The 26,565-nt window shown below is 70.1% G+C and carries 20 protein-coding genes and 1 tRNA gene; 14 read left to right on the forward strand and 7 right to left on the reverse strand.

Annotated elements, in window-relative coordinates; translation table 11 throughout:
- Window positions 1-48: 48 nt before the first annotated feature.
- From asnB to ACN27J_RS15265, 8 genes are all read left to right on the forward strand, one after another.
- Window positions 49-1,908 (forward strand): asparagine synthase (glutamine-hydrolyzing), encoded by a 1,860-nt coding sequence (gene asnB / locus ACN27J_RS15230; RefSeq protein WP_421366922.1) that lies wholly within the window; start codon window positions 49-51, stop codon window positions 1,906-1,908.
- Between the two features lie 41 nt (window positions 1,909-1,949).
- The gene (locus tag ACN27J_RS15235; RefSeq protein WP_421366923.1) at window positions 1,950-3,281 is read left to right on the forward strand and encodes a lysine N(6)-hydroxylase/L-ornithine N(5)-oxygenase family protein; all 1,332 of its coding nucleotides are present in this window, start codon (window positions 1,950-1,952) and stop codon (window positions 3,279-3,281) included.
- A gap of 110 nt (window positions 3,282-3,391) precedes the next feature.
- Window positions 3,392-4,060, forward strand: coding sequence for an FMN-binding negative transcriptional regulator (locus ACN27J_RS15240; protein ID WP_421366924.1), 669 nt, complete (start codon window positions 3,392-3,394; stop codon window positions 4,058-4,060).
- Window positions 4,057-5,808: an acyl-CoA dehydrogenase family protein gene (locus ACN27J_RS15245; RefSeq protein WP_421366925.1), complete on the forward strand. Its 1,752-nt coding sequence runs from the start codon at window positions 4,057-4,059 to the stop codon at window positions 5,806-5,808. Before ACN27J_RS15240 ends, ACN27J_RS15245 begins: the two co-directional genes overlap by 4 nt.
- Window positions 5,805-7,151, forward strand: a complete 1,347-nt coding sequence (locus ACN27J_RS15250; protein ID WP_421366926.1) for a condensation domain-containing protein — start codon at window positions 5,805-5,807, stop codon at window positions 7,149-7,151. The genes ACN27J_RS15245 and ACN27J_RS15250 overlap by 4 nt, the downstream gene beginning before the upstream one ends.
- Window positions 7,151-7,426, forward strand: a complete 276-nt coding sequence (locus ACN27J_RS15255; RefSeq protein WP_421366927.1) for an acyl carrier protein — start codon at window positions 7,151-7,153, stop codon at window positions 7,424-7,426. The genes ACN27J_RS15250 and ACN27J_RS15255 overlap by 1 nt, the downstream gene beginning before the upstream one ends.
- On the forward strand, window positions 7,423-9,054 hold the full coding sequence (locus ACN27J_RS15260; RefSeq protein WP_421366929.1) for an amino acid adenylation domain-containing protein: 1,632 nt from the start codon (window positions 7,423-7,425) through the stop codon (window positions 9,052-9,054). The genes ACN27J_RS15255 and ACN27J_RS15260 overlap by 4 nt, the downstream gene beginning before the upstream one ends.
- A complete protein-coding gene (locus ACN27J_RS15265; protein ID WP_421366930.1) occupies window positions 9,051-11,291 on the forward strand; it encodes a condensation domain-containing protein in 2,241 nt (746 codons plus the stop codon). The genes ACN27J_RS15260 and ACN27J_RS15265 overlap by 4 nt, the downstream gene beginning before the upstream one ends.
- 14 nt (window positions 11,292-11,305) lie before the next feature.
- Here ACN27J_RS15265 and ACN27J_RS15270 read toward each other — a convergent pair whose 3' ends face one another.
- Together ACN27J_RS15270 and def are read right to left on the reverse strand one after the other, a co-directional pair.
- Entirely contained in the window at window positions 11,306-12,517 is a 1,212-nt protein-coding gene (locus ACN27J_RS15270) for an RNA-guided endonuclease InsQ/TnpB family protein (protein WP_421366931.1), read from the reverse strand.
- Window positions 12,518-12,741: 224 nt separating this feature from the next.
- Window positions 12,742-13,290, reverse strand: coding sequence for a peptide deformylase (def, locus tag ACN27J_RS15275; protein ID WP_278171546.1), 549 nt, complete (start codon window positions 13,288-13,290; stop codon window positions 12,742-12,744).
- Between the two features lie 130 nt (window positions 13,291-13,420).
- On the opposite strand from def, the gene ACN27J_RS15280 reads away from it, so the two are divergent.
- The 6 genes from ACN27J_RS15280 (at window position 13,421) to ACN27J_RS15305 (ending at window position 22,435) form a co-directional block, all read left to right on the forward strand.
- The gene (locus ACN27J_RS15280) at window positions 13,421-14,158 is read left to right on the forward strand and encodes a winged helix-turn-helix domain-containing protein (protein ID WP_421366932.1); all 738 of its coding nucleotides are present in this window, start codon (window positions 13,421-13,423) and stop codon (window positions 14,156-14,158) included.
- Between the two features lie 97 nt (window positions 14,159-14,255).
- Window positions 14,256-15,824: an MFS transporter gene (locus ACN27J_RS15285; RefSeq protein WP_421366934.1), complete on the forward strand. Its 1,569-nt coding sequence runs from the start codon at window positions 14,256-14,258 to the stop codon at window positions 15,822-15,824.
- A 39-nt stretch (window positions 15,825-15,863) separates the two neighbouring features.
- Window positions 15,864-17,819, forward strand: coding sequence for a non-ribosomal peptide synthetase (locus tag ACN27J_RS15290; RefSeq protein WP_421366935.1), 1,956 nt, complete (start codon window positions 15,864-15,866; stop codon window positions 17,817-17,819).
- Entirely contained in the window at window positions 17,809-20,772 is a 2,964-nt protein-coding gene (locus ACN27J_RS15295; RefSeq protein WP_421366938.1) for a type I polyketide synthase, read from the forward strand. Before ACN27J_RS15290 ends, ACN27J_RS15295 begins: the two co-directional genes overlap by 11 nt.
- Complete coding sequence (locus tag ACN27J_RS15300; RefSeq protein ID WP_421366939.1) at window positions 20,769-21,518, forward strand: thioesterase II family protein; 750 nt, start codon at window positions 20,769-20,771, stop codon at window positions 21,516-21,518. Before ACN27J_RS15295 ends, ACN27J_RS15300 begins: the two co-directional genes overlap by 4 nt.
- Window positions 21,519-21,595: 77 nt before the next feature.
- A complete protein-coding gene (locus ACN27J_RS15305) occupies window positions 21,596-22,435 on the forward strand; it encodes an MOSC domain-containing protein (protein ID WP_421366941.1) in 840 nt (279 codons plus the stop codon).
- A gap of 14 nt (window positions 22,436-22,449) precedes the next feature.
- On the opposite strand, the gene ACN27J_RS15310 is transcribed toward ACN27J_RS15305, so the two are convergent.
- The 5 genes from ACN27J_RS15310 to ACN27J_RS15330 form a co-directional block, all read right to left on the reverse strand.
- Window positions 22,450-22,526 (reverse strand) — tRNA-Ala (locus tag ACN27J_RS15310).
- Window positions 22,527-22,668: 142 nt separating this feature from the next.
- Entirely contained in the window at window positions 22,669-23,496 is an 828-nt protein-coding gene (locus ACN27J_RS15315; RefSeq protein ID WP_421366943.1) for a hypothetical protein, read from the reverse strand.
- Window positions 23,497-23,645: 149 nt separating this feature from the next.
- On the reverse strand, window positions 23,646-24,287 hold the full coding sequence (locus tag ACN27J_RS15320) for a GNAT family N-acetyltransferase (protein ID WP_421366945.1): 642 nt from the start codon (window positions 24,285-24,287) through the stop codon (window positions 23,646-23,648).
- A complete protein-coding gene (gene glp / locus ACN27J_RS15325; protein ID WP_278171558.1) occupies window positions 24,284-25,603 on the reverse strand; it encodes a gephyrin-like molybdotransferase Glp in 1,320 nt (439 codons plus the stop codon). The genes ACN27J_RS15320 and glp overlap by 4 nt, the downstream gene beginning before the upstream one ends.
- Entirely contained in the window at window positions 25,600-26,559 is a 960-nt protein-coding gene (locus ACN27J_RS15330; RefSeq protein ID WP_281553111.1) for a UTP--glucose-1-phosphate uridylyltransferase, read from the reverse strand. The genes glp and ACN27J_RS15330 overlap by 4 nt, the downstream gene beginning before the upstream one ends.
- Window positions 26,560-26,565 lie beyond the last annotated feature (6 nt).

The raw sequence follows: 26,565 nt of genomic DNA on the forward strand, positions 1-26,565 counted from the left end.
CACCCACCAGGGGTGGTTCATACAGGATTACAGAATGGAGAGCCATCGATGTGCGGCATCGCCGGATTGGTCGACTTCCGACAGCAGCGGCCCGATATCGAGGATGTTCTTGACCGGATGTGCTCCGCCCTGCATCGCCGCGGACCCGACGAACAGGGCAGCTGGGTCGGTTCCGGCGTCGGCATGGGTGTTCGCCGGCTGTCCGTCATCGACCTCGCCGGTGGTCGACAGCCGATGGTGCACATGGCTGCCGACGGGAGCGCCGTCGCCCTGGCCTATACCGGCGAGGTCTTCAACTACGCCGCACTCAGGAACGAACTGACCGGGCACGGGCACACGTTCGAAACCTCCAGCGACACCGAGGTTGTACTGCGTTCGTACCTGCAATGGGGAGCTGCCTGCGCTGAGCGGCTGGTGGGGATGTTCGCCTTTGCAGTATGGGACGGACGCACCGAGGAACTCGTCCTCATTAGGGACCGATTCGGGATCTACCCGCTCTACTACGCGGAGGTCGACGGCGGCGTTGTCTTCGGCTCGGAGCTCAAGGCGATCCTGGAGCACCCCGGAATCGTGCCGGAAGTCGACATGGAGGGCTTCCGTGCGGTCATCACGTTCGTCAAGCGTCCCGAAAACGGCATCTTCAGGGGCGTCCACGAGATGGTGCCGGGCACGGTGCGCCGAATCGGCCGGAGAGGCTCCCGGCAGAGCACGTACTGGACTTTGACGGCGCGGGAGCACACCGACGACCTCGACACCACGGTGGCGACGGTACGGGAGCTACTCGAGCAGAGTGTGCGAAGCCAGCTCGTATCGGATGTGCCGCTGGGCGTGTTCCTTTCGGGCGGTCTGGACTCCAGCGCGATCGCCGCCTTGTCGGCGAAGGTCATGCGTGAAAAGGACACCGGTTCGTTGCGGACGTTCTCGGTGGACTACGCCGGTCACTCGGAGAACTTCACGCCCGACGAAGTCCGCGCCACTCCGGACCACCCGTTCGTGGCACGTATGGTAGAGCACCTGGGTGCCGACCACACGCGCGTGGTGGTGGGGACGGATGAGTTGATGGACCCGGCCACCCGCTCCGAGGTGCTCATCGCACGGGACTACCCGACGTCCCTCGGTGACCTCGACACCTCACTGCTCTTGCTGTGCCGGGAATTCCGGCGTTCCTGCAAGGTGTCGTTGACCGGTGACGCGGCAGATGAGCTGTTCGGCGGGTACGCCTGGTTCCTGGACCGGCACTACTACGACGCGGGAACGTTGCCGTGGCTGGAGTTCGCCCGCCGTATGGTCGGGCGCAACCAGCTGCGCAACACCGCACTGTTGCGCGAGGACCTGGTCAAGGACCTGGACAGTGAGACATTCGAGCGGGATCTGTATTCCGACATGGTCGCCCAGGTACCTGTCCTCGCGGGAGAGAGCGAGCAGGACCGTGCCGCCAGGGTGATGACCCACCTCAACTTGACAGGCTATCTACGGATCATCCTTGACCGCAAGGATCGCGTCGGAATGGCGGCCGCGCTGGAGGGGCGCGTGCCGTTCCTCGACCATCGTCTGGTGGACTACGTTTTCAATGTCCCTTGGGCGATGAAGTCCTTCGACGGCCGGGAGAAGAGTCTGCTTCGTGCGGCGGTACGTGACCTTCTGCCGCCGTCGGTGCTCTTCCGCCAGAAGGCCGGATACCCCCCCACCACCGATCCGCGGTACAACGACGTCCTGCGTCAGCGCGTCTCCGAAATGCTCAGCGATAGCTCGGCACCCGTGCGCGAACTGCTCGATCTCGATGTCGTCCGGGCCTACCTCCAGGATCCGGACGGTCCGGCCGCAGCGGTCGTCAACCGTTTCAGCATGGAGATGGCCCTATACCTCAATGACTGGTTGGGGCGGTACCACGTTCGACTCGCTTTCTGAGCGGCGCCTTCGCAAAGAGCAGCATTGACGGGAGTTAAGCATTGAGCAGCAACGCGGACTATGACGATGCACCAGTCGACGTGCTCGGCATCGGGTTCGGGCCGTCGAACCTCGCACTAGCCATCGCGCTTCAGGAGCAGGGTTTGTTTGGCTCCGCACCCGGCGGAAGCGGCCGGCTGCGGTTTATGGAGCGGCAGAACCAGTTCGGCTGGCACCAGGGAATGCTGCTCGAAGGGGCGCGGATGCAGATCTCGTTCCTCAAGGATCTCGCCACCATGCGAAGCCCGAGCAGCCCTTACACTTTCCTCCATTATTTGCAGGATCGAGGGCGACTCGTCGACTTCATCAACGGAAAGACATTTTTTCCCAGCCGGATCGAGTTCCACGATTATCTCGAATGGGCGGCGGCGCAATTCTCGGGGGTTGTTGAATACGGCTCCGAGGTCATTGGCATCGAGCCAGTGTACACGGGGGACGTCGTCCAGGAGGTTGACGTCGTGGTGCAGCGGGCGGACGGCATCCGCCGGCACCGTGCCCGCAACATCGTTTTCGCCGCCGGCCTGCAGCCGTGGATACCGGAGGACATCACTCTGTCGGACCGAATCTGGCACAGCTCAGAACTTCTGCACCGGCTCCGCGAGACCAATGTGGCAGGGATTCGTAAGGCCCTCGTCATCGGGGCCGGGCAGAGTGCTGCGGAGGTGACCAGCCATCTGCACCAGGTGTGCCCCAACGCGCAGGTCCACTCGGTCTTCGCCCGATTCGGTTACTCGGTCGCCGACGACAGTCCTTTCGCCAACCGAATCTTTGATCCCGGGGCGGTGGACGTGCATTTTCGTGCGGCGCCCGATATCCGCCAGATGCTGCGGCGGTACCACGACGGCACCAACTACTCCGTAGTTGATCTCGACCTCATTTCTGATCTGTTCGAGCGCAGTTACCAGGAGAAGGTGGTCCACGACCAGCGGTTGTACTTTCACAACCTATCGCGCGTCACGCGCTGCGTGCCGACACCGGCGGGTGCCGACGTCACCGTGTACGACCTGGTCGAAGGCCATATCGAGTCGATGACCTGCGATCTCGTGGTCTTCGCCACCGGGTACCGGCCGGTGGACCCGCGATGCTTCCTCGGCCCCCTGCTCGAGCACTGCCAGCTTGATGCCGGCGGTGGCGTCGCACTGGCGAGGGACTACCGGGTGCTCACTTCGCCGCGGATACGTTCCAGGATCTTCGTGCAGGGTGCCACCGAGGACAGCCATGGGTTGTCCTCTGGGTTGCTGTCCAATGTGGCAGTTCGGGCGGGAGAGATTGCCGAGTCTCTCGCAGAGGCGCTGCGCGAGCAGGGTGAGCCCCTGACTGCCGCAGCGAGATGATCGACGTCCGACACATTCCGCCACCTGTCCGCTCCGGACTGCCACCGGGAGTTCGTCGAGATCGTGACCGCGATCCCGCGCCGCACCCGTCGAATCACTTGGAGACCCGAATGTTCGTACCTGGCGTCTACCAGAACCACGACCCTGCGCAGCTGCGCGACGAGATGCGCCGCAATCCGCTGGCGGTTCTCGCCAGCAATGGCGAGCCCGCGCCGATGCTGACTCATCTGCCGGTCATCCCGCACCCCGACGAGGGTGGCGCCGCCGACGCGCCGCTGCCCGGCTCGGTACTGCTCGGACACATGAACCGAGCCAACCCGCACTGGGCCAGGCTGACCGCCGGGTCGCCCGCGACGCTGGTCTTCCTCGGCCCGCACGGCTATGTCACACCGGTCCTCTATAACGCCACCCCGGCCGCGCCGACCTGGAACTTCGTCACCATCCACGTACACGGCACGGTGCACCCCATCCCCGCCGGGGACGAAACGCTCGACGTGGTGCGCTGGACCGTGGAGGCATTCGAACGCTCGTTCGGCTCCGGCTGGGACCCGCAACCGTCGCTGGGCTACTTCAGATCCATCGTCGGCGGCGTCGGCGCCTTCCGGTTCGAGATCACCGACGTCGATGCCATGTACAAGCTCAGCCAGGAACAGAGTACCGAGCGGCAGGACCGGGTCGCCGCGAGCTTTGCCGCCTCCGAGGGGGGCTGCATGCGTGAGCTCGCCGAGCTGATGAGGGTGGTGCGCCACAGTGCCGATCCGGCGGGCCTGACCCGATGAAGCGCAACATGCTCAGCGTCCCCGGCGCGGTCAGTCTGCTCGAGGAGATATGCGCCGGGCGGCTGCCCTGGCAGGCGATCCATCCATTCCCCCGGCAGCGCGGCGACGACCGGGCCGTCGGCGACCGAGCCGTTGAGGACATCCAGCAGATCCTCGAACGCACCGTCGACCCGGAGGCCGTGGACACCAGCCGGCAGCTGCCGCCGGACCTGCCCGCAGCGATGCACGCCGAGAACTGTCTGCACCTGTTGGCCGGCGCCGAACAAGGCGGCCGTGCTCTGTCGCCGTTCAACGCATTCCGGGTGGTTGAGGCCGCTGCCCGCTGGTCCGTTCCTGCGGGCATGCTGCTCGGCATCCACAACGGCATCGGCGCCGCGGCGTACCTGCCGGTGCTGCCCGACGGCCCGCTACGCGAACACATTTCCCGCCGGATGGCGGCCGGCGCGGTCACCGCCATGGCCGACACCGAGCCCACCGGCGCCGCGAACCGCGCGCGGGGCACTACCGCCGTGCCGGTCCACGACGGCACGGGATATCTGCTCAACGGCGACAAGCTCTACATCGGCAACGGCCCCATCGCCGACCTCGTCGCGGTCACCGCAACCCTCCGCAGCCACGACGGTGACCGCACCCGGGTGTTTTTCGTGGACACCGACACGCCCGGCTTCTCGGTCAGCGCACGCCTGCGCTTCATGGGGTTCCGCGGCTTCCCCAACGGCGCACTGTCACTGCGCGACGTCCACGTCCCGGCGCACCATCTGCTCGACGAACGCGAAGGCGAGTGGCTCACCGCGGAACGCGCCACGGTGCTGTCCCGCGGCCGGCTCTACATCGTGGCCGCGCCAGCGTTGGCGATCGCCCGCGCCTGCCTGGACCACTCGCGCGCGTACGCCCGCCGCCGCACCGTCGACGGGCGGGTGCTCGCCGACTATCCCGAGATCCGCCGGATGACCGCAGAGTCACAGGCGGATACGTATGCGCTGGAGACCGTGGCGCGGTGGACGATGCTCGACGGGCGCGGCGACGGCCCGACCGTCAACCTCATGCCGGATCAGGTCGCCGCGAAGGACATCACGTCGTTGCTCTGCTGGCGGGTCGCGGAACGCACGATGACGCTGCTCGCCGGTGAGGGCTTCGAGACGGCCCGGGGCAAGGGCGACCGTGGTGCCCCCGCGATCCCACTGGAGCGGCTCTTCCGCGACGCCCGGGGCACCCGCATCGCCGGTGGAACCGAGGTGCTGTTGCAGATGCGTCTTGCCAGCAACCTCGTCTTCTCCTACTTCTACCCACCCCCGGACAACGCCGACGAGCTGACCGGCCCCGCGACCGTGCCGGCGGACCTGCCGGCGGGCGCCCTGTCCGACCGCAACCGCGACCACCGCCGCGCCCTCGCGGCAGGTATCCACGAGTACGCACGGACCTGCCTGGCCACGGCCCGCCGGTTTCCCGACCGGGCCGAGCTGCTGGCCCGCAGCCGTGCGCTGGTGCTGTTCGGCCAGCTCGCCGAGGAACTGGTCACGGTGTCGCTGGTGCTCGCCCGGGCTGCTACCGACGGCATGGATCCCGGCGATCAGGACCTGGCCGACATCTATTGCACCGGCGCGCTCGGCCGCATCGCGGTCTGGCGGCAGGAACTGGCGGACGCTCTTGCCGACGACATGCCGGCGTACGGGCGGGCCGCCGGGCGACTGCTGGACGACACCGAGCCCAGCCACACCGGCGCTGACGTGCTCGCCGGGGCGTCATGACCGGGCCGTCGCACCGTGCCCCGCTCTCCGCCGGGCAGAGCCGGTTGTTCTTCAGTGAGCTGCTGCGACCGGACAGCGGCGGATACGTCATCCAGCGGGCCGTTCGGCTCATCGGCGACCTCGACGTACCCGCCCTGCAGACTTCGATGCAGCTGCTCGTCGGCCGGCACGAGATCCTGCGCACCATTTACAGCGACGACGGGCCTTACCCCGAACAGATCGTCGAGCCCGCGTCACTCGGCAATGAGTTCGCTCTGGAACTCACGGACCTGGGCGACCGGGCAGACGACAGCGCCGAGGCGGTGAACAGCTGGATCGCCGCCGCCCGGGGACGCTCCTTCGACCTGCGGGCCGAGCCGCCGCTGCGGACCGGTCTCGCGCGCCTCGGCGCCGACGACCACGTCCTGCTGATCACCGTGCACCACATCGCGATGGACGGCTGGTCGATGTCCGTGCTGCTCGGTGAGCTGGCCACCGCCTATGCCGCGCTGATCCGCGGCGAGGAACCGGCCCTGCCGCCCGCGCGGGCGTACCGGGACTACGTGCACGCTGAGCGGGCCCGTGCCGACGAGATGGCCGAGCACGAGCGGTTCTGGCGCACCCAACTTGCCGGAGCCGGCGTGCCCGGCCCCGGTCTGCTCGAATACCCGGCCGAATGGCGGCGCACCGATGAGGCTCTGTCCGCAGCGTTCAACCTACCCGCCGAGCTGACCGCACGGATCGCCGAGCTGAGCCGGCGGCAGCGCTGTACGCCGTTCATGACCGTGCTGGCGGTCTGGAGCGGAATGCTGACCACGGACAGCGGAGCCGCCGAGATCACCGTCGCGACCGCCTCGTCCGGACGGTGGCGGCCAGAGGACCACGGGCTGGTCGGATTCCTGGTCAACGTGGTCCCGATCCGCATCGCCTGCACCTCGGAACTGTCGCTGACACAGCTGCTGGCCAGGGTGCGTGACGCCTGTCTGACCGCGTCGGAGCACAACGAACTGCCGTACGAGCGGATCGTTGCCGCCAGTCGGGCACCCCGCCTGCCGAACCGGCCCGCGCTCGCGCAGGTCCTGTTCGACCTGCACCCCAGAGCTGCGGTGCCGACGCTGCCGGGGTTGCGTTGCAGCGACTGGCCCATTACGGCCCGCACCCTGCGGTTCGAGTTGGAGCTGCATGTCACGTACGACCGGAGCGCCGCCGACGGGATCCTGCTGGCCGCAGCGGACCTGTTCGAGCCGGACACCGTCCAGCGCCACCGGGACGCCTTCGTCGACCTGCTCAACCGGTGGACCGCCGAGCCCGAGCGGGCGCTGGCTGACCTGATCCCGATCCGCTCTGTTTCGGAAGGAACGTAATGACAAGCGACGGCACCCTCACCGCCCGGCTAACCCGGATCTGGGAGTCGGCCCTGGGGCTCGACGACATCGAGCCCACGGAGAACTTCCTCGACTTGGGCGGCGACTCGATGACCGCCACGACGGTGATCGCGGGGATCCGCGGTGAGTTCGGCGTCGCGCTGCCACTGCGTGCCCTGTTCGACCATCCGACCGTCGCTGAACTGGCCGAGGTGGTGGCGGCCGCCCGCCCCTCCGCCGTGGCCGCCGGGTCTGCGCTGAAGGAGGTCCGATGAAGAACGGCAGTGCAGTCGTCGGCTACCCCTGTCTCTCGATGTGGGGCGGCGAGGCCGATCCGCCGTGTCTGCTCGACTCTCTCCATCGCTCGGTCGAGCGATACCCGGACCGCGCCGCGGTGGTCGACGGCGACCGGCGCTTCTCGTACGCCGAGCTGGCGGCGTGGACCTGGGAGGTACAGGAACTGCTGAGGGCCAGGGGCGTGGTGCCCGGGGACCGGGTGGCGGTGGCCTGCCCCCGCAGCGCCGAGGCGGTCGTTGCGCTGCTCGCCGTCGCCGGGTGCGGAGCTGCCTACGTACCCCTTGACATCGAGTATCCCCACGCCCGGTTGGAGCACATGCTCCGGGACAGCGAGCCCGCAGTGCTGCTGCATCTCGGCGACCGGCCGGATCTGGGGCCCGCGGAGATCGCCCAGCGCATCCCGCAGCCCGGTGCCGCCCCCGCCGGTGCCACCCCGCCGGCCCGCAGCGTGGCGCACGACCCCGACCGGGACGTCTACCTCATCTACACCTCGGGCTCCACCGGCTGGCCGAAGGGTGTCGCGATTCCGCACAGCTGTCTGGACAACATGGTCGCCTGGCAGTCCGCCCACTCGCCGGCCCCCGACCTGCGCACGGCGCAGTTCGCGCCGCTCAACTTCGACGTGTCGTTCCAGGAGATCCTCGGCACCCTCTGTGGTGGCGGCACCCTGCACATCGTGCCGGAAAGCCTGCGCCGGGAGCCGGGGCAGCTGCTGGCCTGGCTGGCCGAACACCGGGTGCAACGGCTCTTCCTGCCCTACGTGGCCCTGCAGATGCTCGCCGTGGCCGCCGACACGGACGCCGACGCGGCGGCTCGGCTGGAGCTGGTGGAGGTCAACACAGCGGGAGAGCAGGTGGTGTGCACCGACGAGATCCGGCGCATGTTCGCCCGCCTGCCCGGTGCCCGCCTGGTCAACCATTACGGCCAGAGCGAGTCGGCGATGGTCACCTCGCACATACTGACCGGCCCGAGCGCCGACTGGCCCGCCCTGCCGCCGATCGGGGTCCCGTTGCCGAACTGCGAGGTGCTGATCGATCCGGTCGCCGCGGACCAGCCCGAGGTGGGCGAGCTCCTGGTGGCCGGCCTGCCGATGTCTCGTGGATACCGCAACCAGCCCGAACTGACGGCCGAACGCTACATCGACATCCCGCTGTCGCCACACGGGCACACCCGTGCCTTCCGGACCGGTGATCTGGTGGAGCTGGTCGACGGCGAGCTTCGCTTCCTCACCCGGGTGGACGACGAGGTCAAACTTCGCGGCGTACGGGTTAATCTGCTCGAAGTCGACGCGCAACTGCTCGCCCATCCGATGGTCCAGGCCGCCGCCACCGTCGTCGTGCGTACCCGCTCGGGGAACCGCAGTCTGCGATCCGCCGTCGTGCTGGCCGGTACCGCCGGTCCCACGACGGCCGACGACTTGATCAGCGCGCTACGCCGGGTGCTGCCCGCAGTCTTTGTGCCGGTCTCCGTCATGGTTGTGCCGGCCCTGCCCCGGACGCCGAGCGGCAAGATCGACCGGGATGCGGTCGCCACCCTCATCTCCGAGGAGCTGGCCGGCGGCCGCCGGGCCCGCGAAACGAGCCCGTCGCGGGCCACGGCGCCATGAGCGTGACGACGTCGGCACCGCCGGTGGCGAGCCTGCCGGTCTCGCAGGCCCAGCTCGCGCTCTGGGCCGAGGAGCAGGTCGATGCGAACCTGAGCAGCACCGGCTACTTCGCGGTGACGCTCACCACGCACGGCGCGGGTGCCGGGCTCACCGGCCGGCGGCTGCGCGCGGCCGCCCAGGCGGTCCTGCACCGGCACCCGCCGCTGCGCTCGGTGCTGCGGCACGACGACGGCGCGCTGCGGCAGGTCGTCCATGTCGCCGCCGACGCCCTGCGCTTCACCACCACCGATGTCGCGTGCGAGCCCGGAGCGGAACGCGCCGCCGCGCGGGAGTGGGCCGCCCGCCACGAAAGCCGGCGCCGGTGGGACCTGTCGGTGGAACCTCCGATCCGGTTCCACGAGCTACGGCACGGGCCCGGCCGCAGGACGATCGTCTTCGCCGTGCATCACGCCGGCTTCGACGGGCGCAGCAAGTTCCTCGTCGCCCGGGATTTCACCGAGTACCTGACCGGACTCGTCACCGGCGTTCCGGTCGACGTCGAACCCTTGCCCCACGTCATGATCCCCGAGGCGGAGCCGGCGCTGACCGACGAGGCGGTCCGCTACTGGGCCGGGGAACTGAGCGACGATCGGGAGCCGATGCCGCTGCCGTCCGGGCGTACCCCGGGTGTGCGCGGGATCCGGACCACCCGCACCGTGGAGCTGGACATCGCCCACGTGACGGCGCTGCGCGATCTCGCCAACCGCCACGAGGTCAGCACGTTCACCTGCCTGGTCGCCACGTTTGCCCAGCAGCTCGCCTGGTACGGCGAGCCAGCGCCGATTCTCGCCGTCGCCGCTGACATCAGCGATGAGCGGACCCGGGCGGTCGCGGGTGTTCAGGTCAACGTCGTACCGATGCTGGTGCGCGCCGGGGATTCCGCTACGCCGGCCGACGCGGTACGCGAGGCACGGGCCGCGCTGGGCCGGATGCGCCGGTACCGCCGGGTGCCGTTCCGGAGCCTGCTGCGTGGCCTGCCGGACGACAGCGCCGCCCGGCTGATGACCCAGTGCGGGATGTCCTTCCCACGGCCCCCGGCCGGGCTGGCGCTGGACGTGCCGGGAATGACCGCCCGGTGGGACTTCTTCACGCCCAACACGTCCTCGACCTTCGAGCGGACCCTGCACATCCGCGCCGACTGGCCGGTCTGCCGGATCCGGCTGGATTACCGGGCGGAGAACCTGGACGGTGCGGGCGCCGACGCGATGCTCCAGCACTTCACTGCGGCCGTGGCGTCGCTAGCCACCGCTGACGCGACCCGGTTCCGTCCGGCCGCCGCCGTGGCCGTGCCGCCGGACCGTACCGATGCGCGGCTGGGGCAGGACCCGGACAGCGAGTTGGCGGTGGCCGCCGCCGTTGTCGCCGGCCGGTCGCACGCCGGCCCGGACAACGACGTGGTGGTGCTCGGTCCTGTAGCGGAAGAGATCCTCGCAGTCGAGACCAGCGCCGCGCGGATGCGTGCCGCGAAGCTCCTGTTCGCCGCCGACCCCGGCGAGATACCCGATACGGCCCGCCGCCTGGTGGGGCCGGCGGACATCGTACGGGCGGCGGCTCGGCTCCGACGTGGTCGGGCACTGGACCTCGTCGTGCCGGGTGACCAGTTGCCTGCTCTGGCGCACCTGGCGCAGGACGCCGGCTCGGCGTTCACGATCAGCGCCTACCACCAGTGGGGCGGTCGGGTGGCCGGGATCCTGACGCCGGCTCCGGATCCGCTGGAACCGCCGGAACTGGAGTTGTTCGGGTCGTACCCCGCGTCGGTGCGCGACGACGCAGGGGCCGCCCTGCCCGCGAACGTGCCCGGCACGCTGGTGGTCACCACACCCGACGGCCGGTCGGAGTCCACGTCCGACTGCGCGATGGTGAGCGCCACGGGCGTGCTGCGTTACCTTGGCCCGCGCCGGGAACGGTTGCTGCGCCACCGCGGATTCATCGACGTGGCCCTCGTCGACCGGGTTCTGCACACATGCCCGCAAGTGCTCGACGCGGCGGTGGTGCGACGCCGGACCCGCCGTGGACTCACAGTCGTGGCGGTCGTCACCGGGCACCCTGGCGAGCGCGCGCCCAGCGTGGCCGAGGTGCGGGCCTTCCTGCACGACCGGCTCGCGGGACTCGACCTGCCCGGACAGATCGAGGTCCGGGCCACCATGCCCCGCGACCGGTACGGCTCGATCGACAGACCGGCGATGGACTCCCGTTGACAATCCTCCCCGCCCTAAAGGACTGGGATTCCCTGGGTCGCCCCAGGGGGTTCCTGCTTCACCGACGACCGCCCCGTCCGAGAGGAGGACTCCCGGTGAGGTCTTACACCGCCTCCACAGGCAATCACGGAGAGCCCCTCCGCGAGAATGTTGCGGGCCGCGTTGACATCCCGGTCATGGGCCTGCCCGCACCGGCAGGTCCACGACCGCACCTGCAACGGCAGGTGTTCAGCCAGTACGCCACAGCCCGAGCACAGTCGGGTCGACGGGAACCAGCGGTCCACGACCACCAGATCGCGGCCGTACCAGTCCGTTTTGTACCCCAGCATGGTGCGGAACCGCCGCCAGCCCGCGTCCGAGATGGCGCGGGCCAGACTGTGGTTGGCCATCATGGTGCGGACGGTCAGGTCCTCGATCACGATCGTTTGGGTTTCACGAACGAGCCGAGTGGTCAACTTGTGCAGGTGGTCGCGGCGGCGGTCGGCGATCCGGGCATGAATCCGGGCCACCGACAGCCGGGCCTTGGCCCGGTTCGCGGAGCCTCTGGCCTTGCGTGCGAGGTTCCGCTGGGCGCGGGCCAGCCGATCGCGGTCGCGGCGTTCATGTCTCGGGTTGGGGATCTTCTCCCCGGTGGACAGGGTGAACAGGCTGTCGAGGCCGGCGTCGACCCCCACCACGGCAGTGGTGGCCGGGGCCGGCTCGATCCGGTCGTCGCAGAGCAGGGACACGAACCAGCGGCCCGCCGGATCCTGCGACACGGTCACCGTCGACGGCGCCGCGCCCGGCGGGAGTGGCCGGGACCACACGATGTCCAACGGTTCGGTCATCTTCGCCAGGGTGAGCCGGCCGTCGCGCCACCGGAACGCGCTGGCCGTGTACTCCGCCGACCGCCGCGACCGCTTCCTCGACGTGAACGTCGGATACCGGGCCCGTTTCGCCCAGAAGTTGGTGAACGCGGTCTGCAGGTGCCGCAGCGCCTGCTGCAGAGGGACGCAGGAGACGTCGTTGAGGAACGCCAGGTCGTCGGTCTTCTTCCACCCGGTCAGCATCGCCGACGTCGCGTTGTAGGTGACCCGTTCCCGACGCAGGGTCCACGCCTCGCTGCGGGCGGCCAGGGCCATGTTGTAGACCAGCCGGACACAACCGAACGTCCGGGCGAGCTCGGCCGCCTGCTCCGGGGTGGGGTGGAAGCGGTACTTGAACGCCCGCTTCACGGTCCTGGACACAGTCCACAGTCTAACGATTCGGCCGTGAGCCGTGGGGTCGCGTGTGGGGTGGACGCCGATCCGCCCGGGCGGCGGATCGGCTTTCCCTGCCCTGCTCCGCAGGAGTTCCGTTTCCTCCCCGGCCTGAAGGCCGGAGTATCCACGGAAGGAATCCGATGACGACCGAATGGCGTGCCCCGGTGCGGCCGCGGGCCTGCTGCCGGGCCGGCTGCCGGGCCGGGGGGTCAGCCCAGCCGGCCGAAGACAGCGTGCGGGCTGATCTTGACGCGGAGGTCCGTACCGGTGTTCCACTCGGCGCGCCGGATTTCCCTCATCGCCGCCTTGCGGCGCTCGCTGTCCATCCGGTCGATGAACAGTACGCCGTCGAGGTGGTCGGTCTCGTGCTGCAGGCAGCGGGCCAGATAGCCGGAGCCGACGATCTGCAGCGGGTCGCCGTGCTGGTTGAAGCCCTTGGCCACGACGTTCTGCCGGCGTTTGGTGTCGAAGTACAACCCTGGCATCGACAAGCAGCCCTCTGGGCCGTCCTGCTCCTCCTCGTCGGGGAAGCTCAGCACCGGATTGACCAGGTGTCCGTGCAAATCTTCGACGTGAAACGCGAAGACGCGCAGGCTGATGCCGAGTTGCGGGGCGGCGAGCCCGGCGCCGCGTTCATCAGTCAGCGTGTCGTCCAGATCCCTGACGAGCCGGCGCAGCTCCGCGTCGAACGCGGTCACCTCATGCGCCGGCGTGGTGAGCACTGGGTCTCCGAAGAGCCGGACGGGCAGTACGGACATAACTGGTTCCTCTCCAAGTCGGACGGCGCACGCCGACGCCGGTGGCTGCCTCCCGGCAGGGTCCGTCGCGTTCACCGGTGCCCGGGTGTGTGGTGTGGCGTACCTGCGATACCGCCATCGTTTTCGGACGGTGGCGACGAGCGAATGGTCGGGCGAGCCCGGCTTGACATCCACTTTGCAGAGAAGAATACTTTGCAAAGTGACGGATGGACAAGCCCACGACAAACCCGACCCATCCGATCGGGTGGCCGACGACGACGGCCCTGGGGCGATGGCGAATCAGCTTCACGAGAGCTCGCCAACAGAAGGCGACGTCGCGTCCGGCGGATCCAACCCGGCTCACCCGATCCGCGACGGCGTGGTGGTCACCGTGCTGCAGCACCCGGTCCGGGCCGCTCTCATGGAGCTGCTGCGCACCCGGGAGACGCTCACTGCCACGGAGGCCGCCCGGGAACTGGGTGGCAACACGGGGACCTATTCGTTCCACCTGCGTCAGCTGGCGCGGTACCGGCTGATCGAACCGGTGCCCACGACGCGGGGACGGATCCGGCCCTGGCGGCTGATCCGTCCGGGCGTGGCGCAGGTGGCCGACGAGCCGATGAGCTGCCTCGCCCGTGGGCTCGAGGACGAAAGCTACCGACGTTGGCTGGCGCTACGCGAGCAGGCACCGCCGCGCTGGCGCAACGACCAGGCATTCAGCGAGGTCATCTACCTCACGCCGAAGGAACTCACCGCTCTCGGCGCGAAGATTCGCGATCTCCTGGCCGAGTATCGCCACCGCGAGACCCGGCCCGAGACCCGTCCACAGGGATCCGCGCCGGTCGCGGCGATCGCCCGCCTGTTCCCACTGCTCGACCCGGATCACTGATCCGGTCCACGCCCGATCCACCTTCGGTACCTCGCCGCCCTCCGCGTCGACGTACCGCCATGTTCCGTGCCCGAGAACGAACCTCTAGAGGACACCAATGACTGCCTCCGCGACTGGGCGGCCTAAACACGGCCTGCTATCCACCATCGCCGTCTTCGCCGCCGCCTTCCTGGCGATGCTGGACCTGTCGATCAGCGCCGTCGCGATGCCGGCCATCCGCGAGGACCTGAACGCGTCGCTCGCCGGGCTGCAATGGATCTTCGACGCCTACGCGATCTCCTTCGCGAGCCTGCTGCTGGTCGGCGGGCTCATCAGCGACCGGCTCGGGCACCGTACCGGGCTGATCATCAGCCTCGGCCTGTTCGTCGCCGGATCGGCGTTGTGTGCCTTCGCCCCCAGCGTCGGCACACTGATCGCCGGCCGCGCGCTGCAGGGCGCGGCCGCGGCGATGCTGGTACCGGGCAGCTTGGCGATGATCGCGCAGATCTCCAGGGACGCGGCCCACCGGGCCCGTCTGGTAGGCATCTGGAGCGGCCTGACGGGCGCGGCGATCGCGCTCGGACCGGTCGTCGGTGGCTGGCTCGTGGAGGCCCTTGGCTGGCGCAGCATCTTCGGAATCAACCTGCCGGTCGGGGCCGCCGTCATAGTGCTGCTCGTCACGGTGGTGCCGGCAGCGGCCCGCAACCGGCAGGGCCGGATCGACGTGCCGGGCCTGGTGCTGGGCGCGCTGTGGTCGGCCGCCCTCGCCTACGCCGTGATCGAGGGGAACGTCCAGGGCTGGACCTCGCCGGTGATCGTGGGTGCCTTCGTGGTCGCGGCGGTGGCACTGGTCGCGTTCCTGGTCGTGGAGTTGCGGCAGACGCACCCGATGATGCCGGTACGGCTGCTCGGGCAACGCGCGTTCGCCGCAGCCAGCGTCATCTCGTTCGTCATGGGTTTCGCACTCTCCTCGTCGTTCTACTTCCTCTCACTTCTCCTGCAGGAGGTGCTCGGGTACGGCCCGCTCGGCGCCGGCCTCGGTTTCCTTCCCGCGGCCATCGCGCTCACCGTGATGGCGCCCCTCGCCGGGTGGCTGTTCGCCCGGCTCGGTGCCGCCCTGCTCGTCACCGGCGGGCTGCTGCTGGGCGCTGTCGGTCTGTTCGGCCTCACCCTCGGCGGCGTGGACACCCCCTACCTGCATCTTTCCTGGGCAGTGGCGCTGATCGGGGTCGGCTGGGGGCTGGCGCTGCCGCCCACCAACGCGGTGGCCCTGGGAGCCGTGCCGCCACAGCAGGCCGGTGCCGCGTCCGGCACGGTGGAGACCGCGCTGCAGTTCGGCACGGTCGTCGGCATCGCTGTGCTCGGCACCGTGCAGGCGATCGGGCTGACCTCCGATCTGCGGGGCAGGCTCGCCGATGCTGGGCTCCCCGAGCCGCTGAGCGGCGACGCCGCCGACCAGATCGCCGCCGGCCAGTCACCGGACCTGTCCAATTTCACCGGCGACCTGGAACGCGTCACCGCCGAGGCGTTCGCCCACGGGCTGCACCTGGCCTTCGTGATCGGCGCGGTCGTCGTCGGCCTGTCCGCCCTGGTCGCCCTGGTGGGTCTGCCCCGGCGCACCCGGCCCGCTCCCGACGGCGGCGAATCCTCGCCTTCGGAGCTTTCAACAGTTTCCACCACACCGTGAACACAGGACTGACGCCCTGACCCTCGACCGGAGGCCGCTGTGAGCGATCACGACCAGCCGTCACCCTTGGCCCATCACCTCTTCGAGAAGCAGGCAGCCGCCGACGCTGAGCGTCCGGCGATCCGCGACGGCGACCGTACCCTGTCATACGGCACGCTCAACGAGTACGGTGACCGGCTCGCGGCGCTGTTGCGGGCGTACGGCGCGAAGCCGGAGGCCCTGGTCGGCATCTGCCTGCCACGCGGTATCGACCAGGTGGTCGCGGCCGTCGCGGCGCTGAAGTCCGGCGCCGGCTATCTTCCAGTCGATCCACAGCAGCCGGCGCTGCGGATCCGTCAGACCCTCTCGATGGCCGGTCCGGTAGCGGTCGTCACCAGCAAGCACCACGCCGGTGACCTGGACTGCCCCGAGCTGGCGGGCGTCCCGATCGTCGAACTCGACGGCGGGGTCAGCACCGACGAGCTGACGCCGACGCCGGTGCCGGCCGCCGACGCCGGGCCGGAGAACCTCGCGTACGTCGTCTTCACCTCCGGCTCCACCGGCACCCCTAAAGGCGTGCAGATCGAACACGGCTCGCTCGCGAGTTTCATCCGATGCGACATCGAAGAGTTCGAACTTGCCGCGTCCGACACGGTCGCGCTGGTGGCGTCACCCGGCTTCGACGCCTCGGTGTGGGACATCTGGCCCACCCTGGCGGTCGGCGCCTGCCTGCAGACCGTGGAACCGGCGACCGTGCTGTCGCCGGAGACGTTGCGTGACTTCATCGTGGACACCGGCATCACCGTCGGGTTCTTCACCACGGCGATCGCAGAGCGGCTGCTCCGGCTCTCCTGGCCGGCGTCGTGCCGGCTTCGGCTGCTACTCACCGGCGGCGAACAGTTGCACGTCCGGCCCGCGCCCGGCCTGCCGTTCCGTCTGGTCAACAACTACGGTCCGACCGAGACCACGGTGATCGTCACCTCCGGTCCGGTCCGCTCGGCCGGAGAAGGCGTTCCCCGGTTACCGTCCATCGGCCGCCCGTTGCCGGACGCTGACGTATACCTGCTCGCCGACGGTCTGCGGCCGGTCGCCGAAGACGAGGCGGGTGAGATCTTCATCGGTGGCCCCGGCGTCGCCCGTGGGTACCTGAACCGCCCCGACCTGACCGAGGAGCGGTTCCTGCCCGACCCCTTCGCGGACCGGTCCGGCGCTCGGATGTACCGGACCGGCGACCTCGCCCGCCGCCGCGCCGACGGCAGTCTCGACTTCCTCGGCCGAGCCGACGACCAGGTCAAGATCCGCGGAAACCGGGTGGAGCCCGGCGAGGTGGCAGCGGTCCTGCAGGAACATCCAGCGCTGGGATCCGCGCACGTGATCGCGCAGTCGGGGGACGCGGCCGGCGACGCGTTCCTGATCGCCTACGTGACGGCCGCCGACCCGGCCGATCCCCCGCGAACAAGAGAACTGCACCGGTACCTCGCCGAGCGGCTGCCGGCGGCCCTCGTACCCCGGCATTTCGTGGCGCTCGACTCGCTGCCGATCACCGCGAACGGCAAGGTGGACCGGGCGGCCCTGCCGCCGGTCACCGCCACGCGGGCGGACCTGCCGAATCCGCAGGCGGCACCCAGCACCGCACTGCAGCGTCGGCTGGCGGAGATCTGGCGGGAAGTCCTCGGGGTCGCGGAGGTCGGCACCACGGACAGTTTCTTCGATCTGGGCGGGCACTCGCTGCAACTGGCCGACGTGCACCGCCGGATCACCCGCGAGCTGGCGCGTGAGCTGCCCCTGATGGCCCTGTTCGAGCATCACACGATACAGGCCCTCGCGGATCATCTCACCCGTTCCAGCGAGCAGCCGGCGGCGGCGAAACTGCGCGAGGAAACCCGGCGCGTCCGCAATTCCCCGCGCCAGAGAGCGCTGCGGCGTACGGCGGCGCAAGCAATGGAGACGCCGGCGCGGCCGGCCGCGCCGGTCGACGGGACCGGGGACGGAGACGGAGGCCGTGATGGACGCTGACATCGATGCCCTGGTAGCTGTCGTCGGCTTGGCGGGACGCTTTCCCGGGGCGCCCGACGTCGACTGGTTCTGGCGCAACATCTGCGACGGCGTCGAGTCGGTACAGATCCACACCGCGACAACGGCCGACGGGACCGGCGAGCACTACTCCGGGTACGGCGTGCTCGACGACGCCGAGATGTTCGACGCCGCGTTCTTCGGGTATCCGCCAGGGGAAGCCCTGGTCATCGATCCCCAGCAGCGGGCCTTCCTGGAATGCGCCTATCACGCCCTGGAAGACGCGGCCTGCGACCCGGCCACCTATGACGGGCTCATCGGCGTGTACGCCGGCGGTAGCACCACCGGATACGCCGCAGCCCTGCATGCGGCCCGGAGCCAACTGCCGTTCCTCGACGACTGGCAGATCCGCATCGCCACCGGCCCGGACTTCCTGGCCACCCGGACCGCCCACAAACTCGGCCTGCGCGGTCCCGCGATGACGGTGCAGACGGCCTGCTCGACCTCGCTGGTGGCCATCCACCTCGCGGCTCAGGCGCTCCTGGCGGGGGAGTGCGACATCGCGCTCGCTGGCGGCGCCACCGTGCACGTGCCCCGGCCGTCGAGCGGTTACACCGAGGGCGGCATCCTGGCAGCCGACGGGCACTGCCGAGCCTTCGACGCCAAGGCCACGGGTGCCGTCGGCGGCAGCGCTGTGGGCCTGGTGGTGCTGCGCCCGCTCGGCGACGCGCTTCGCGCCGGCAATCACATCCACGCGGTTCTGCGCGGCACCGCCGTCAACAACGACGGAGGTGGAAAGGTCGGCTTCACCGCGCCGAGCATCGACGGGCAGGCCCAGGTGATCCGCACCGCCCAGCTGGTCGCCGGGGTGAACGCGCGCGACGTCACCTACGTCGAGACGCACGGCACCGGGACGCCGCTGGGTGATCCGATCGAGGTCGCCGCGCTGACCCGGGCGTTCCGGGCCGACACCGACGACAGTGGCTTCTGCCGTATCGGCTCCGTCAAGACCAACGTCGGGCACACCGACGCGGCGGCCGGCGTCACCAGCTTCATCAAGGCGGTTTTCGCCGTCGAGCACGGGCTCATCCCGCCCAGCCTGCACTTCGAGGAAGCCAATCCGGAGATCGACTTCGCGACCAGCCCGTTCTCCGTCGCCACGGCCCTCGTTCCATGGCAGCCTGACGGGCGTCCCCGACTGGCCGGAGTCAACGCCCTCGGCATCGGTGGCACCAACGCCCACGTCATCCTGGAGCAGCCGCCGGTTCCCGCACCTACGGCCGGCCGGACCGGCACACCGCAGCTCGTCGTCCTCTCCGCCCGCACTCCTGCGGCGCTGGACACCTTGAGCCGGACCCTCGCCGCACGGTTGCGCGAGGACCCGGCGCTCGACCTGGCCGATGTGGCGAGGACGTTGCAGGTGGGCCGGCCCGCGCAGCCGTTCCGCCGGTTCGCGGTGTGCGACGGCGCTGCCGACGCCGCAGGAGTGTTCGCCGGCGAGGATCCCGAACGCCTGATCACCAACGACGGAAGGCCAGCCGCCCGGCCCGTCGTGTTCATGTACCCCGGGCAGGGCGGCCAGCACATCGGCATGACCCGGGAGCTCTACGAACGCGAACCCGTGTACCGGGAGGCGATCGATGCCGCCTGCGACTACGCTGCGCCGCTCCTCGGCACTGACCTGCGCACGATCCTGTTCCCCGAGGCCGGTGACGTCGAGAAGGCCACCGAGCAGATGGCGACGATCGGTGTCGGGCAGCCGGCGGTCTTCGTCGTCGAGTACGCCTTGACCCGGCTCTGGCAGTCCTGGGGTGTCACCCCCTCGGCGGTCGTCGGCCACAGCCTCGGGGCGTACGCGGCGGCGTGCGCGGCCGCGATCCTGCCGTTGGCCGAGGCGATCAGTCTGGTCGTCACCCGGGGCCGGCTGTTGCAGGGACTGCCGGCCGGCCGGATGGCCGCAGTGCCGCTCCACGAAGAGGAACTGATGGCGCTGCTTCCGGACGACCTCTCCGTGGGATCGGTCAACGGACCCGGTCAGTGCACGGTCACCGGCCCCGCCGCCTCGGTAGAAGCATTCACCGCCGAGCTGCGTGACCGCGGCATCGACGCGCGCCTCCTGCGGATCTCGACCGCAGGCCATTCCGCGCTGGTGGAACCGATAATGGCCGAGTTCGAAGCTGCGGTCAGCGCCGTGAAACCACAACCGCCGCAGGTGCGTTTCCTTTCCGACACTCTCGGCCGATGGGCGACCGGTGACGAGGCCGCCGCTGCGGCGTACTGGTCGTCACACCTGCGCCGCCCGGTGCGCTTCGGTGCCGCGCTGCAGCACCTGCTCGACGATTCCAGCCAGATACTCGTCGAGGTCGGACCCGGCCGGGTGCTGAGCAGCCTCGCGCGTCAGCATCCGGCCGCCAACGGGGCCCACACGATTCTCAGCTCGCTGCCACACCCCGCCGACCGGACTGCCGACACCCATAGCCTGCTGCACGCCGCAGGCCGGCTCTGGGCAGCCGGGGTCACCCTGGACTGGGCGAGCCTGCATCAGGATCGGACGCCTCGACTGGTCCGACTGCCGCTCTATCCGTTCGACCGCCGGCCGTACCTGGTGGAGCCGCCTGCCGCGGCCCAGCAGGCCGACGCGGGGCAGGTCATCGTCACCCCCGACGAGCCGGCTACCGAAACGTCTGCCGGCGACCCCCTGTCCGAGGAGAGCGTGGCCGGGCGAGTGAGCCAGGCAATCGGCGACGTCCTGGGCATCAACGACGTGGGCGAGCACGAGAGTTTCTTCGATCTGGGCGGAGACTCCCTGATCGCGACACGTCTGGCGGCCTGGACCAGGACAGCGTTCGGCGTGGAGTTCTCCGCCAAGGAGGTCCTGACGAACCCCACGGCCGCCCGGATCGCAGATTTGGTGGAGGAACGGATGAGCGCGATCGGAGAGGTGAGCTCTCGATGACCGGCACGACATCACCGTGGGCGCTGCTCCGGGCCCGACGCCCGGATGCCCCGACACGCCTGTACTGCTTCCCACACAGCGGAGGATCGCCTGGCGAGTACATCCGCTGGGCACAGCGGTTGCCGAGCACGGAGGTTGTGGGCATCCAGCTACCCGGCCGCGGTTCCCGGCTGACCGAGAAGCTCTTCACCGCCGTGCCCGACCTGGTCAGTGCGCTGGTCAGCGAATTCACCTTCACTGAGCCCTTCGTGTTCTTCGGGCACAGCCTCGGCGCGCTGGTAGCGTTCGACACCGCCCGGGAGCTGCGCGCCCGTGGCCTTCCCGGCCCGCGCCGGCTGGTGCTGTCGGCGTGCACCCCGCCGCACCACGGCCTGCAACGTGCCCCCCTGCACGTGCTGCCGGACGAGGAGTTCATCGACGCGTTGAGCGAGCAGTTCGGTGGGTTGCCCCCGGCTATCCGGTCCGAACCGGAGCTGCTCGGGCTGGTGCTGCCCGCGTACCGCGCCGATCTGGAGATGTTCGAGCGTTACGAGTATGTGCCGGGCGAGCCGTTGCCGTGCCCGATAACGGTGGTCGGCGGCGCCGACGACTACATCCCGTCTGCCCTGCTGGCCGATTGGCAGCAGTACACCACCGGCGGCTTCGACCTGTACACCCTTCCCGGCGGACACTTCTACCTGCGGGATGAGCCGGCGCAGGAACAGTTGTTGCGGGTCTTGGCCCGTCACCTGGAAAAGGCGAGGTGAGAGCGCGGCCGGGCGAACGGCCACCCATCACCCGAGCAGGTCCGCTAGGTTCCACAGGCATGAGCCACGATGGTCAGGTGGGCAGGGTTCGGCAGCTGTCGCGCTACCCGGTCAAGTCGATGCTGGGAGAGGATCTGGACCAGGCGTACGTGGACGAGGCTGGCATCGCCGGCGACCGGGCCTTCGCCGTGCTCGACTGTCTCACCGGCAAGGTGGCCAGCGCGAAGAACCCGCGCCTGTGGCGGGACATGCTGACGGTACGGTCCACGCTGACGCCCCCCGACTCCACCGGCGCCCCGGCGGTCCGGTTGACCATGGCGGACGGTACGACCGAGACCGTGACGGTGACCGGCCACCGCGATCCGGCGCTGTCCAAGCTGCTGGGCCGGGATGTGCGCCTGCTCGACCGGGCCGCGCCGGGCGCGTGCATCGAGCGGATGGACCCGACCCAGGTGCGCACCGAGGACGATCTGCGCAGCGCGGAGACCGGCAGCTCTGGTCTGGCTGCCGGCTCTCCACCGGGCACGTTCTTCGACTTCGCACCCCTGCACCTGATAACGACCGCGACGCTGGCCGGCCTCGCGGCCCACTCGGGTCGGCCCGTTCACGGCCAGCGCTTCCGACCCAACATCGTCGTCGAGGTGCCCGACCCGAACGCCGGCTTCGTCGAGAACCTCTGGCCGGGCCGTCGGCTGCGGATCGGCCCCGACGTGGTCGCGGAGGTCGTCATCCCGACCCCACGGTGCGTGGTTCCGGCGCTGCGGCACGGTGACGACGAGCCGGACATCGCGCTGCTGCAGGTGCTGAGCCGGCACAACCGGCTGCAGGCCGTCGGATCCCTGCCGTGCGCCGGGGTGTACGCGCGCCCGCTGGAATTCGGCGTCATCCGCTCCGGCGACCCGGTCGAATTCTGCTGACCTTACACGTACGGTGGTGGAGCTGAGGGGATTCGAACCCCTGACCCCCTCGATGCGAACGAGGTGCGCTACCGGACTGCGCCACAGCCCCAGAATCGGGTGACCCGCTGCCAGACCAGCAGTGGACCGGCGACAAGGCTAACAGGTCGGGCACCCGACGCGCGAATCGATCCCGCCCGGGCGCGCTGGTCGGCCCGGCACGCATCCCGGCTCCCACCACGCCTCGACGCCGGTCAGGACCGGCCGTCGTAGCTGCGGCCGGCCTCGTAGGCGCGGCCCCGCAGGCCGCCCGTGCGGCGGTAGGAGACCGACCCGCCGACCCCACCGCTGGCCGCCGCCGGCAGGTCACGCGGCCGGTCCAGGCCCATCGCGGCGCGACGCATCACCTCCCGCTGGGCGGCGAGCCGGCGCTGCTGCTCCCGGCGGGCAGCGGCCCGGCGGGCCTGCTCACGGCGCACCTCGGCCTGCCGGGCGGCCAGCCAGACGGCTTCCCGGGCGCGGTGCCGGCGGCGACGGCGGTCGGCGATCGCCCGGTTGCGCAGATGCACCAGGTACACGGCGAGCAGCACCGCAGTGACCGCGAAGCTGATCCAGAAGCCGGGGCCGACCACCAGCACCCCGATCAGCTCGACCAGGTTGAGCAGCAGCAAGGCGGCGAAGACCCGCCGGCGGCGAACCACCGCCGGGGTGTGCCGACGGGCTGGGGCACGGCGCGGTCGGACGCCGGCAGTCGGGACGAGCCGCAGCCGGCCACCCCGTCGACCGGCGCCTGGTCGACCGCCGGCCGGCAGCGGAGCGGACGGATCGTTGAACGACCCGGCGTCGGACGCCGTACCACCTTCCGGACCGGCAGCGCGGCGCACGGTAAGCCGGCGGGGCGGGTTGACCGGCCGTTTCCCGGGCACGGTGCGACGACGGCGGCGGCGTTGCAGCACCCGCGCCGTCGACTGCGCCCGCTCCGCCACCAGGCGCTCGGTAGCGTCGTACCGGCGGACCAGCGCCGGTGCGAGGGCGAGCAGCCCGGCGGCGGCGAGGACGGCGAGGAGCACCGAGGTCGGCACCCTCACCCCTCCCGTCACCCCGAGGCAACCCGCCACCCATGCACGGACATGAAAGGCTTGATAGGTTGCCGTACCTTCTCGTTACTTGAGGTTACGGGCGTCCGACCAGGAATTTTGTACGCCGCGCCGACCCTGGCCGGCGGTTGTGTTCAGTGGGCACTGGCCTGCAGCCGCCGCCAGCGGGCCAGCAGTCCCCCTTCGACCAGCACATCCTCGCTGGTCAGGGCATATCCGATGTGGTCACGCCAGGCACCGTCGATGTGCATGTAACGATGATGGTAGGACTCCTCACGGAAACCCAGCTTTTCAACTACACGCCGTGACGGAATGTTCTCCGGCCGGACGTTGACCTCGATCCGGTGCAGTCCGCCGGCGGCGAAGGCATGGTCCACCGCCAGGGCCAACGCGGTCGGTGTCACCCCCCGCCCGGCGACCGCCGCGTCCACCCAGTAGCCGGCGTAGCCGGAGCAGAACGCCCGCCGCACGATGTTGCCGATGTTCAGGTGACCCACCAGCCGTTCGGCACCCGCCTCGACCAGACAGACAGCGAACGGCATACTCTCACCGCGTCGCGACTGTCGACGCTGGTCACGGTAGAGGTAGCGGAACGCGTCCGGCGAGTTCAGCTCGTGCCACGGCCCCGGCGGCGCCGGCTCCCACGGGGCCAGCCAGGGCTGGTTACGCCGCCGGACCGCCGACCAGTCAGCGGCGTCACTACGACGGTACGGGCGCAGCAGCACCGGACCGTCGGTGAGCACCACCGGCCAGCCCGGAGCCTCGTCCCCGATCACCGCTGCCGGTCCAGCAGCAACACGTCGACGGTGGACCCGGCGGCGGCGGTGGTCACCCGCTCACCGAGCACCAGCAGGCCGTTCGCCTCGGCCAGCCCGGACAGGGTGAACGGCCCGCCGGGCAGCGGCTGCACGGTGTAGCCGCCGCCGCGCCGCTCCGCGACGTTGGCCGGACGGAACTCCCGCAGGCCGACCGGCGACGACACGGTCTCCAGCAGATGGGCACGCACACTCGGCCGGAACACCGGCTCGGCACCGGCCAGCAACTGGATCACCGGCCGGGCCAGCACCTCGAACCCGACCAGCGCGGAGCCGGGCTCCCCGGGCAGGCAGACCACGGGCACCTCCTCGGCTCCGACCGTACCGAATCCGAGGGCTGTTCCGGGATAGAGCGCGACCTCGGTGAAGGTGACCGGCCCCGCGCGGCCCCCTTCCCGTCGGGAAAAGATCCGCCGGACCATGTCGCCGGGCCCGGTGCCGGTGCCGCCGGTGGTGATGATCAGATCGGCCCGCATCGCCTGATCCTCGAGCAGCCCCCGCAGCCCCTCCGGATCGTCGTCGCAGATACCCACCCGGTACGCCAACGCGCCCACCTCGGCGACCGCCGCGGTGAGCGCGTGCGAGTTCGCGTCCACCACCTGGCCCGGCTGGCTGCTGCGGCCCACGTCGACCAGTTCGTCACCGGTCGCCACGATCACCACCCGGGGGCTGGGCCGGACCACCACGTGCCCGATCCCGGTGGCGGCGAAGACCGCCACCATCGCCGGCGTCACGTAGGAGCCGGCGCGGGCCAGGACCGCCCCGGCCGGCAGTTCGTCGCCGGCCCGCCGCAGCCCTGACCCGCGCCGGGGCACCTGGAAGATCTCCACCGCGGCCATGCCCTGATCGGTCCAGTCGATCGGCACCACCACGTCGGCGGCGATCGGCAACGGCGCCCCGGCCGCCACCGAGAAGCAGGTGCCCGGGGTCAGCCGGACCGGCCGCCAGCTCGCCGCGCCCAGGTCGCCCACCACGTTGAGGCGCACCGAGCGGGGTACGCCCGGGGTCGCCGACCGGCTGGCCGGGATCACCTTGCTCCCCCGGCCGGCCGAGGCGATGTCCTCCCAGCGTGCCGCGTAGCCGTCGATGACGGCCTGGTCGAACGCGGGAAAGGCGTGCGGTGCCACGACATCCTCAGCGAGGAGGTTGCCGTGCGCCTGGGTCAGGTCGAGGTCGAGCGGCGGCAGCGGCCGAATCCTGCGCAGCACGCTGCCCAGGTATTCGGCGAGCGGCGTCAGCTCGTTGAAGGCCGCCTCGGCACCGGCCGTCGCGGTCATGTAGAGGGCACCCCTGGCGCGTCGGCCACGAACTCCTTCAGCCACGCCCGGAACTCGTCACCAAGCCCTTCCCGCTGACAGGCGATCTGCACCACGGCCTGCAGGTAGCCCAGCGGCGCCCCGGTGTCGTAGCGGGTGCCCCGGTAGACGATGCCGTGCACCGGTGTCCCCTCGGCCAGCAGCATCGCCATCGCGTCGGTCAGCTGAATCTCGCCGCCGCTGCCCGGCTTGGTCCGCTTGATCGCCTCGAAGATGCTCGGTGGCAGCACGTAGCGGCCCAGCACCGCAAGGTTGCTCGGCGCGTCCTCGGCCGACGGCTTCTCCACCAGCCCGGTCACCCGGACGATGTCGGCACCGTTCTGCACCGACTCGGCGGCCGGTTCGACCGACGCGATGCCGTACCGCTTGGTTTCGGCCGGCGGCACCTCCATGAAGGCCAGCACGATCCCGCCGGCTCGGGCCTGCAGGTCGATCATGGCCGGCAGCAGCGGGTCGTTCTCGTCAACGAACTCGTCGCCGAGCAGCACCGCGAACGGTTCGTTGCCGACGTGGCTCTGCGCGCAGCCCACCGCGTGGCCCAGTCCGAGCGGCTCGTGCTGGCGGCAGGTGTAGATCTCGGCCAGCTCGCTCGGCCGCCGAATCGCGGCCAGCCGCTCCTGGTCGCCCTTGTCGGCGAGCCGGCCTTCCAGGTAGGGCTGCCGGTCGAAGTGGTCGACCATGGAGGTCTTGCCCCGGCCGGTGATCAGCAGTACGTCGTTGATCCCGGCGGCGGTGGCCTCCTCGACGATGTACTGCAGGACCGGCCGGTCGACCAGTGGGAGAAGTTCCTTCGGCACGGCCTTGGTGGCCGGCAGGAACCGGGTGGCGAGCCCGGCGGCGGGGATGACCGCCTTCACCGCCCGCTGATCCGCGTTGGCGGTGGGGGTCGTTGCTGGGGTGGCTGCATGCTCCGACATGCCGCG

The organism is Solwaraspora sp. WMMB762 (assembly GCF_049179115.1).
Taxonomy (GTDB): Bacteria; Actinomycetota; Actinomycetes; order Mycobacteriales; family Micromonosporaceae; genus Micromonospora_E.